This window comes from uncultured Kiloniella sp., from assembly GCF_937128705.1.
GTDB lineage: Bacteria > Pseudomonadota > Alphaproteobacteria > Kiloniellales > Kiloniellaceae > Kiloniella.
The window spans coordinates 1-10,292 of record NZ_CAKZMP010000230.1; the positions used below are offsets into that span (position 1 = coordinate 1).

Consider the following 10,292-nt stretch of genomic DNA (forward strand, 5'->3'; position numbering starts at 1 on the left):
GGTCGGTGCTCTTCCACATTGGCGTTCTAATTATTTTCTTTGGGCACTTAGTTGGTCTTTTAACGCCGCTTGTTGTTTTTGATACGTTAGGCGTTACGCATAGCCAAAAACAAATGCTGGCGATTGTTGCTGGCGGGTTTGCCGGGGTCTTTGCTTTGTTTGGTGCACTTGTCCTGCTCCACCGCCGTCTATTTGATTCGCGTATTCGTAAAACATCAAACCCCAGTGATATTCTTATCCTTATCCTCCTGACCTTACAGCTTATGCTTGGCCTAGCCACTATTCCGCTCTCTATGCAGCACCTGGACGGCGGAGAAATGGTCAAATTTATGAGCTGGGCTCAACGCATCTTTACCTTCCGGTCCGGCGCTGCTGATTATGTGGCGGATGCAAGTTGGATATTTAAATCCCATCTTATTTTGGGACTGACGATCTTCCTCATCTTTCCTTTCACACGGCTTGTGCACATGCTGTCCGCGCCTATTTGGTATTTACCACGCCGCGGTTGGCAGATTGTACGGACCCGCAAAGATCTTGCCGCGCGTAAAACCGGAGGCCGCTCATGAGCTCCGATTTATCTGCGGTATTTTTCGGCGTTGAGATTCCGGAGACGCTTTTAGCGGCTGAGATGCAAAATCACACTGCAGCAAGCATGAAAGAGTCGCGCCAAATGGCCGGACGTGCTTTGGCGGCGAAAGCCGTCCTCCTGGCGCGCGGCGAAGCCATCGATTTAAAGCCGGAACAAGAACTCAATGAGAACGGCCAGCAAGAAACCCTCGAAGAAGCCATGATGCGCGAGGTCCTTAACGCGGAGGTTGAACCTGCTCCGCTTGATCCTGTGGCTGTTCGCAAAATTTATGATGATCAACCGAATGGATTTTCAACACCGCCATTACTCGAGGCGTCACATATTTTGATTGCGCCGCGCGAGAACGACGAAACCAGTTGGCAAGCTGCCGAAGCACAAGCCCATGAAGTCTTGGCTTTATTACAAGAAAAACCCGGTAAGTTTTTCTCCCTTGCCCGCACAGTCTCAGGCTGTCCCAGCAGCAGTGACGGCGGGAGTTTAGGCCAGCTTAGACCCGGCGATGTTCTAGCGGTAATATGGGATGCTCTGTTGACGCTTGAGCCCGAACAAATTGCGAATGCACCGGTGAAAACCGAACATGGTTGGCATATCGTGAAACTGGACCACCGCGTTGACGGACGGCGGTTGCCGTTTGAACATGTTGAAGGACATATCCGGTCGCAACTTGAAATGCGGGCATGGACTTTGGCTGCGGCGCAATATGTCGACCGTCTCTTGAGGGCGAACGCGGAAAATGCGCCAACGCTGGCCATATCGTCGCTTGGCGAACTTGACCGTGAAAGCGCGGGCGTGGGCCGGATTCACATGGTTCTGGGAGATATATTCTCTCAGCCTGAAAAAGCCCTCTCTGTTTTGGACGAAGATTGTCTTGCAATTCTTCAAGGCGCGGCAAAGGCGCAAAACGCATCGCCGGAGACCGTGCTGGGGTTAGCCATACCCGCTTTTCTGAATGAAGCCGATGATGAGGCCTGGACGAAGGTCATCTCATGCCTGCGCGAGTCTGAAGCGCCTTTAAAGGACAGTTTGGCCGTCATTGTGAAACGGCAATTCCCGAAGGAGAGCAAACCGAGCCGGGTTTTAGATATTGGACATCGGCAGTCAGCCACCCCGCCTGCGGGTAAATGCCATGACCATTGCTGCTAATCCTTATGATATAAACGCTTCCGCGAAAAATGCCTTCAAAGATCCTTTCGCATGGTTTTTCGCGGAACACTACCGGCATCGACTGGTCTGTCACAGGCTGTTGGAATATGCCGATTCTGACATTTTAGATATTGAAGGAACGAAAGATGTTCTGACGTTCCTTCAAACAGATTTCCCGCTTCATATACTTGACGAAGAAGCCGATCTTTTTCCCATGCTCTTGCGTCGATGTACGCCTGAAGACAATCTGGAACGTACGATTGATTTGCTGACGTGTGACCATCATGCTGAAAGTGAAACTGTAAAAGCCTTAACCAACTTAAAATGTTGATGAACCATACCAATTCCGGCGTTAATTGCGGCATCTGTCTGTCCGGCAGGGAGTTTCTGTCCCTCAACTTCGATATATCCCTGATCCGCTGTATAGTGACCATAAAGGATATTCATCAGGGTGGTTTTCCCCGCGCCATTTTCCCCGAGCAACGCAATGACTTCCCCCTTATCAAGAGAGAAAGAGATATCGTCGTTGGCGGTAAGGGAGCCAAAGCGTTTGGTAATGTTATGAAAGGCAAGCAAAGCCATGTTATGCCTCAAGAGATGCAAGAACAGAAGTGTCTTGAAATAGCCGAAACGATAAAGGAATGAATAATTCTTGGATTGATACTCAAACAAAGCTTAAGTATCAATAATAATTACATCTTTATCTGTTCGTCTAAATACGTTTCCACGAAAAAACTGTTTAAGTTTTCTCAATAAAATCCCCGGTCCTCCATCAGAATGGTTCAGGCATAAAAATGGTTCAGTAAAGAACAAGACCGGGGATGGAAGGCGGTTAGTAAGTCGATTTGGGCTCTTCGTCGTTGATCTCAACAACAAATTTACCCGAGAGGATATCTGCTTTTACTTGTTCGACCTTGGCCTTTGCATCTGCTGGAATTTTATCGTCAAACTCATAATACGGGGCAAGTGAAGCACCACCCTTTTGCATCATGGTCCATTCTTTATAATCAGCAGCAGAATAGGTTCCGGCTTTGACCTGGCTGATGGCATGTCCGATTGCTGATTCCATGTGCCAAAGGGCAGAAGTCACAACAACGTCCTTGCCATTTTCTTCCTTGTTCATGTCGTTTACGTTGCCAAAGGCAATAATACCTTTGTCACGTGCTGCATCAACAACACCAGCACGCTCTGCATAGAGAACATCAACACCGGCTTCGATCTGGGCAAAGGCGGCTTCTTTTGCTTTCGGTGGGTCATACCATGATCCGATAAAGTTCACTTTGAACTGTGCATCGGGGTTCACGGATAGCGCACCCGCCATAAAGGCGTGGAACAGACGGTTGACCTCGCCAATCGGATAGCCGCCGACCATGCCGATCTTGCCAGATTTGCTCATGCTACCGGCAAGGATACCCATAAGATAACAGGGTTCGTGAATGTAGTTATCAAAGACAGAGAAATTGTCGCCGTGCGGTTTAAAAGGATCGCCCATCAAATAGGCAACATCTTTATAATCATCTGCGACTTTACGGGCTTCGCGGCTGATGCCAAATGCTTCCCCGACAATCAGATCGACTTTGCTTTCAGAATATTCTCTCAACACACGAACGTAGTCGGTATTGGCAACTTTTTCTGAAAAGACGTATTCGATTTCGCCGGCTTCTTTTGCGGCAACCAACGCTTCGTGCAGGCGTGCATCCCATTTTTGCTGAATAGGCTGTGTATAGATACCTGCGACCTTAATGGTTTTTGCAAAGGCGCCCGTTGCGCCAAGGGTTGCACTTGCTAGGCCTGCAGCGGCAAGCGCAAGAACGGTTCTTCTGGATAAACCTGTCATAATGGAATCCCTCCCTGGATAGATGTAAAACAGCTCTGAAAGCGCTCAAATACAAGATCGGTATCTCACCGTTAGTCGTTATTTATTTGCTTTCAGGAACTGTGGTTCCTGTTAATCGACTTGTACAGAGCTCTTTACTTCTACAGTCAGGGCAAATTGTTCCGCCTCTTTTAAACTGTGTTCCAAATGCTAAATTTTTTTTATCACTTGGTCAAATAAAACAGCGGAAAATCTTTGTGTATCTTGAACTCTGTACTTGGCCTTGGTGTGGATTACTTATCTTTATATTATTAATGTGTCAATATTATCAAAGTTTTAGTGTTCAGGTCTTCCAAAAATAGATGGCTGGTCTGCGGGGGAAGATAAACAGGAATACTTGACCTAATCGCTCAAGTAGTTAAAAGGGGGCAACAGATTTTGGCTGGGCATTGATCGTTAGGTTTTAAGGTCGTGCTATAATAGCCAGGCGGCAATGACCGCAATTAATCGTCAGAGAGAAATTAGCGAAGGCCAGAGTAATGCCCGAAGCCCGCCCCGAAGCCCAGAATTTTGCCCAAAATGGTACCTGCAACTTAGCTAAGAATGCTATGAATAACGAACCTGTTAAGGGCGCTAATTCAGGTAAGCTTGCGAAGAAAGAAGCGGACTGCGACGCCAAGAATATCTTTTCTTATCGTAAATACTGGGCGCAGCGTTTTGGTATTGCGCCGTTCCTGCCCATGTCTCGGGAAGAAATGGATCTTCTTGGGTGGGATAGTTGTGATGTCATTATTGTCACGGGTGATGCCTATGTGGATCATCCCAGCTTCGGCATGGCGATTATGGGACGGCTTCTCGAAGCACAGGGCTTTCGTGTTGGTATCATTGCACAGCCTGAATGGTCAGATTCAGAAGCTTTCAAGGCGCTGGGCAAACCCAATCTCTATTATGGTGTAACCGGCGGCAACATGGATTCAATGATCAACCGCTATACGGCTGATCGTCGCATTCGTCATAATGACAGTTACACCCCGAATGATGAAGGCGGTAAGCGCCCGGACCGTTCGGTCATCGTCTATTCACAGCGTTGTCGTGAAGCCTACAAGGATGTGCCGATTGTTATTGGCGGTATCGAAGCTTCCCTGCGTCGTACAGCCCATTATGATTACTGGTCTGATAAGGTCCGTCGTTCCGTCCTGATTGATAGTAAAGCTGATATTCTTCTTTATGGAAATGCAGAGCGCGCCATTGTTGATCTGACCCACCGCGTCGCTGCAGGGGAAGCGCCAAAGGATATTGATGATATCCGCGGCACAGTGGTTGCCCGCAAGGAAATCCCCGAAGGCTGGACCGTTGCTGATATGACGGACATTGATGATGATAATGATCTTCATCACATTCCCGATCGTGCCGAAGCACGTAAGAAACTACGTGACGCAGATAAAAATAAAACCGCTGTACGCCTGCCGTCATACGAAGAAGTTATCGCAGACAAGGCGTTGTACGCACAGGCATCCCGGGTTGTTCATCTGGAAAGTAACGCAGGTAACGCCCGCGTTATGGTGCAAAAACACGGTGATCGCGATATCTGGATTAACCAACCGCCGATCCCGCTGACCACCCCTGAAATGGATGGCGTGTTTGATCTGACCTATGCGCGTGCGCCGCACCCTATTTACGGTGATGCCAAATTGGCGGCGTGGGATATGATCCGCTTTTCCGTGAATATTATGCGCGGATGTTTTGGTGGTTGTTCTTTCTGTTCCATTACCGAGCACGAAGGTCGGGTTATTCAAAGCCGGTCTGAGGAATCAATCCTCAAGGAAATTGAAGATATACGCGACAAGGTTGATGGCTTTACCGGGCAGATTACCGATATGGGTGGCCCGACGGCCAACATGTATCGCATGGCCTGTAAGGATGACAAAATTCAAAAGGTCTGTCGTCGCTTGTCTTGCGTCTATCCGGACGTTTGTAAGAACCTTGATACCAGCCATGAAAGCCTGATCCAGCTTTATCGCAAGGCTCGTGACATCAAGGGTGTCAAAAAGATCTCTATCCAATCCGGTCTTCGTTATGACATTGCGGTGAAAAGCCCGACCTATATCAAGGAACTGGTGACCCATCACGTCGGTGGCTATCTGAAAATTGCGCCGGAACATACCGAAGAACGTGCACTGTCCAAGATGATGAAGCCGGGTATTGGTACCTATGAGCGTTTCAAGTCTATGTTCGATGCCGCGGCGAAAAAGGCGGGTAAAGAGCTATATCTCATTCCTTATTTCATTGCGGCACATCCGGGCTGTGAAGATGAAGATATGATGAACCTTGCTGTCTGGCTCAAACAAAATGGCTTCCGGGCTGATCAGGTTCAGAACTTTATTCCATCCCCAATGGCGCTTTCCACGGCCATGTATCACAGCGAGCGTAACCCGTTGCGCCCGATCCGTCGTCACAGCGGCGAAGTTGTTCACACGGCAAAGGGTATGAAGCAACGTCGTTTGCACAAAGCTTTCTTGCGCTACCACGATCCTGAAAACTGGCCAATCCTGCGGGATGCGCTTAGAAATCTGGGGCGTGCTGATCTTATTGGGCCGGGTAAAAAGCATTTGGTTCCCGCGCATCAACCCATTGGTACAGGTGATAATAAGCCGGGTGCCAGAGGCTTCGCGAAAAAGAAAGACGGCAACAGCAGCGGCAAGGCTTTCTTTACCACGCATGCGGGGCAGGGACGTCGTCGTGCACATGACAGGGCATCCGTTGCCAATGGCGCTGGAGCCTCAGAAGGACCAGCCCGCGGTGCAACAGCCCATGGTAAAGCCAAATCCGCTGGAAAACCTGCGCGTCGTAAACCATCAGGCCAAAGACGGCGGACACGGACTTAACATCCCGGACTTAAGATGAAATGGCTTAAGATAATAGTGACTTAAGCTAAAGTCTGTTTTGGTTTAGAATATGAAGAAGGCCTGGAATGTTATGAACAACATTTCAGGTCTTTCTTCGTTTAGGGCATTTCTCGGTATTTGGCCTCTACCAAATAAACAATTTCAGAATGGACGCCGTTGATTTCAACAAAATGGGCATCACCTGTGCGTTGGTTATGTTCGACGCGGTGCCAGAATTCCTGATAGTGGTCTCTGATGTCAGTTTGAAAGACGCCGATGATTTTATAGTTAAAGCCTTTGTTATGGGCATAATTTGCGGCTTTGTTGATGGATGACAAGCTGGTTTGCAGAAAGAAAATGCGTCCGTCTTTTTTGAGCTTTGTAACGCTGAAATCAAAAAGATCCTGGATCATTTCGATGCCATAGATCCCGCCGCTGAAAAACTCTTTCCCGGATGCTTTTACAGTCGGTAGAGACGCAGGGTTAGAGATGATAAAATCGTATGTTTCATCAATAACACTGTCATCAATCAGATAAGGTTGAAAATGAGAACAGTCATTTAAGGCAATGTTTTCTTTGCTTAAATCTATCGCATCTGGATCAATATCAAATCCGGTTACTGAATGCGCGCCCCGTTTGGCGGCATAGATGCCAAGTACCCCGGTGCCACAGCCAAAATCACAAATTCGCCGGTGCGAAAATTCCAGGTTTTCCAGATAGAGCAGAAGAAATTCAGAATAGCGAGTGACACGAATTTTCTCGGTTTCGAGAATGGATAGTTCCTGTAGCCCTGCGCTGAATTTCTTCATATAAAATCACCGATGCTGTTGATCCGTTTTATCTGCTCGTTGCTCGCTGTTTTCCATTACTTAGTGTTTCATGATATTGAGGATATCATATGAGTGTCCTTGATACTCACTATAACATATGGGGATGAATTCAGCTCTATCACCCCCAATCACGTATAGTTTAATAGAGTTGCTGCTTCAGTGTTTCCTGAACAGCGTGGTCAAATGAGTCCGTCTCGCCCTGTTCCTTTGCCTTTTCGGCGACGTAGGCATCATACTTTGTGATAAGCTTGCTCATGGCTTTTTCAAGCTGTTCGCGTTCTTCAAGCTTGGCATCTATATAGGCCTGTTTTTCCTCTTTAGATTTATCTTGTAATTCTTTTGGCAGATTACCGTCCTCAACTTTATCAAGCGAGACGGCACCATTTTTTATATCAGCTACCAAATCGCCACCGCCTGTTATGACTTCCTTGACCGAAGAGCGTTTGGAATAAAACTTGGAATTCTCTACCTGTACAGAACTTGGTGCTGCTTCTTTTAGCTCCATTTTATCCTGCACAGCGGATTGTTCTGCCTCTGATCCATAGGGAACAACCGTGTCATCAATACGTTTTTGCAGGATAATGATATCGCCATCGAAAGGTGTTTCGATAATTTTAATCTGCCCGCCATCCTGTGGAATGGGGATATAGCGTCCGTTACCCAGTTGGGCGATTTCTTTCCAGATTTTCTTGGTTTCTCGATCACCGCCCGCCTGTACAGCATTGACAATAATGCCTTCTTTTCTGGCCGCTTTGATAACCTCGGGGTATTTCGGGGCGTTGTCGTAATCCATGTGTGGCGGCGCATCCCCGACGAGGAAAACAATGCGTTGGGTATCTTCGCCTTCTGTCCAATCCAGTTGGCGAACAGACGCATCCAGGGCTTCATTGACGGCTTCGGGTGTATCACCGCCGCCATTGGCTTGGAAGTGAACCAGATTACCGTACAGCCCCTGTATATCCGGGCTCATGTCATAGGATTTGATGACGTAATCATCACCAATATCGCGATAACCGATCAGCGCCATTTCGATGTTGGCATTGGGGTGAATGTCCACGATGGTATTGGCGATGGACCAGATCTTGCGCTTGGCCCCGTCAATCAGATCGGCCATTGATCCGGTGGTATCCAGAACAAAAGCAACTTCTATGCGTGGTTGCCCCTGTTGGTTATCTGCAAAGGCCGCTGTGGCCACGAGGGGGGACGTAAATCCATATAGTGCTGTTGATGCCAAAAGCCCTGTCATTAATCCGCGTACTGATTTTTTCATCAGATTGGTCCTATCTTTTTGTGAGAATAGGCTGACAAGATGAACGATTATTGTGGTGTAAAAGGGAGAGGAAAAAGGCAAGAAAAGGTTACTTTAAGGTGCAAATAAGACCGTGGAATAAACCCACAGTCTTATTTACAAACTTAAATAGGATCAGCTTTTAGGTTGCTGGTCCCAAGCAGCGGGCGTATTCCACATGATTGTTTGCTTCGGAAACCTCATCAATGCTTGCGTGATAATCAGCAAAGAAACCAAAGCTTACTATGGGATGTGCGGTTGGTGACCAGGATACCGGATCAATTGGGTGTGACATCGCAAATTGTTGTCCGGGGGCGAGTGGTGGCACATTCAGGCTTTGTTGCGTTGGGTAGGTATCATTCCAAGGCTGACCAAGGGGAACATCAAATCCGACACTCACAACGCTCGCAGGGGCCATTCCTGTGCCGGCATTTCTGATGATCCAGCGAATGGATTGATTGCCGCCATTCCAGCTGCCGCAATAACCGCTGTTTGGCATGCCGTTTGTTCCTGCTGATGCAGGCAATACAACAAGGTCTGGCGTACCATTGGGCAGACCATAAACCGGACCATTACTTCGTTTGTTCAGGGATCTGGTCGGGGCGACGTTCTTTCTCTTCTGCACTATCGTTCTGGGGGCCGTGGGCCGGGGCGGGACAACAACTTTGTATTGTGTCCTTTTCACGGACAATGATTTTGCAGTGGCTGTCCGTGGTGATGTCGTTGCCGCCGACGCGTTACGATTGCAGTTTTTCTGTGCTGACGTTTGCCCCGTAGCCTGAGTTGCGCATTCTGCCATTACTGGTGTTGTTGATAACGTAATGTAATTCACGGCAACCAGGCCGGATGTAATGATGCAAAGAGTTTTTAGTTTTGGAATGTTACTCATTTTTCGTACTCCTGTTTTAAGATCAGGGCGGAAATCTGAGCCTTTTCCATTTCAGATATGGATGCTGAATTCCGCTGGATACCTAATAGGTCGGGCGTACAGAACATAAGGTTCAATTTATTTTTGTTTGATTGGTAAATGGAATTATTCAGATCTTTGCAGATTGCTTTATCTGCTTTAAGAATAAATAGAATTATTATCCCCTTAACCCTTTAATGGTGGAATTCTGATGAAACTTTGTGGGATTGAGCTTAAAGGAAACGATGCCGTCTTAGTTGTTTTGGAAGCCAGCGATAAGGGACCAAAACACATTGATTTGCCGACACGAAAAATAGCATTGGGCGACAGTGATAATGCCGCAGATGTCATCTGCTTTCAAAAAGAGATCGCAGCATTCTTTGTGAACAACAATATCTCTAAAGCCGTCATCAAAAAACGCGCCAAAAAAGGCAAATTCGCTGGCGGCCCCGATACCTTTAAAATGGAAGCTTTAATACAAGTTATCCCTGACCTAAAAGTCGAGCTGGTGCCGCCGCAAGCCTTGGCCGCCATGGAGAAAAAGCAGGATATTATCTATCCGAGTAGTCTGATGAAGTATCAAGAAGTAGCGTATCTGGCGGGTGTTTATTGTTATATAGGTTCTTTGTAAGTTTATTAATTGAATGATAGTCTAGAAAACTAAGATTAATCAAATAAACTAAATAAAAAGATATCAGCTTATTGCTTCATTCAAAATAAAATTTATATTTTGGCATTTTCCTTCCATTATTTAAATAGTACTTTTCCTTTAAAATAAAAGGGTTTGAGCCTAATGTTAGTCCTAAAACGAATTGAGAGTAGTAATACCAACTT

10 protein-coding genes are annotated in these 10,292 nt (G+C 47.1%); 5 read left to right on the plus strand and 5 right to left on the minus strand.

The window, feature by feature from the left end:
- From narI to Q0241_RS12060, 3 genes are all read left to right on the plus strand, one after another.
- The coding region (narI, locus tag Q0241_RS12050; RefSeq protein ID WP_299377679.1) for a respiratory nitrate reductase subunit gamma at window positions 1-566 on the plus strand (566 nt) is incomplete at its 5' end.
- Window positions 563-1,732, plus strand: a complete 1,170-nt coding sequence (locus tag Q0241_RS12055; RefSeq protein ID WP_299377681.1) for a peptidylprolyl isomerase — start codon at window positions 563-565, stop codon at window positions 1,730-1,732. The genes narI and Q0241_RS12055, both read left to right, overlap by 4 nt.
- Window positions 1,716-2,063 (plus strand): hemerythrin domain-containing protein, encoded by a 348-nt coding sequence (locus Q0241_RS12060; RefSeq protein ID WP_299377683.1) that lies wholly within the window; start codon window positions 1,716-1,718, stop codon window positions 2,061-2,063. The genes Q0241_RS12055 and Q0241_RS12060 overlap by 17 nt, the downstream gene beginning before the upstream one ends.
- Here the strand turns inward: Q0241_RS12060 and Q0241_RS12065 are convergent.
- Together Q0241_RS12065 and Q0241_RS12070 are read right to left on the minus strand one after the other, a co-directional pair.
- Window positions 2,015-2,314 (minus strand): ATP-binding cassette domain-containing protein, encoded by a 300-nt coding sequence (locus Q0241_RS12065; protein ID WP_366941178.1) that lies wholly within the window; start codon window positions 2,312-2,314, stop codon window positions 2,015-2,017. The genes Q0241_RS12060 and Q0241_RS12065 overlap by 49 nt on opposite strands.
- Before the next feature lie 250 nt (window positions 2,315-2,564).
- Window positions 2,565-3,569 carry a BMP family protein gene (locus tag Q0241_RS12070; protein ID WP_299377685.1) on the minus strand — a complete coding sequence of 335 codons (1,005 nt, stop codon included), beginning with the start codon at window positions 3,567-3,569 and terminating at the stop codon, window positions 2,565-2,567.
- 518 nt (window positions 3,570-4,087) lie between these two features.
- Here Q0241_RS12070 and Q0241_RS12075 point away from each other — a divergent pair.
- On the plus strand, window positions 4,088-6,433 hold the full coding sequence (locus Q0241_RS12075) for a YgiQ family radical SAM protein (protein ID WP_299377687.1): 2,346 nt from the start codon (window positions 4,088-4,090) through the stop codon (window positions 6,431-6,433).
- A 119-nt stretch (window positions 6,434-6,552) separates the two neighbouring features.
- Here Q0241_RS12075 and Q0241_RS12080 read toward each other — a convergent pair whose 3' ends face one another.
- The 3 genes from Q0241_RS12080 to Q0241_RS12090 all read right to left on the minus strand — a co-directional run bounded on the left by Q0241_RS12080 (window position 6,553) and on the right by Q0241_RS12090 (window position 9,440).
- A complete protein-coding gene (locus Q0241_RS12080; protein WP_299377689.1) occupies window positions 6,553-7,242 on the minus strand; it encodes a 50S ribosomal protein L11 methyltransferase in 690 nt (229 codons plus the stop codon).
- Window positions 7,243-7,402: 160 nt separating this feature from the next.
- A complete protein-coding gene (locus tag Q0241_RS12085) occupies window positions 7,403-8,533 on the minus strand; it encodes a vWA domain-containing protein (RefSeq protein ID WP_299377691.1) in 1,131 nt (376 codons plus the stop codon).
- A gap of 160 nt (window positions 8,534-8,693) precedes the next feature.
- Complete coding sequence (locus Q0241_RS12090) at window positions 8,694-9,440, minus strand: hypothetical protein (RefSeq protein WP_299377693.1); 747 nt, start codon at window positions 9,438-9,440, stop codon at window positions 8,694-8,696.
- Between the two features lie 229 nt (window positions 9,441-9,669).
- Here Q0241_RS12090 and Q0241_RS12095 point away from each other — a divergent pair, with 229 nt between their 5' ends.
- Window positions 9,670-10,089 carry a DUF3010 family protein gene (locus Q0241_RS12095; RefSeq protein ID WP_299377695.1) on the plus strand — a complete coding sequence of 140 codons (420 nt, stop codon included), beginning with the start codon at window positions 9,670-9,672 and terminating at the stop codon, window positions 10,087-10,089.
- Window positions 10,090-10,292: the final 203 nt, after the last annotated feature.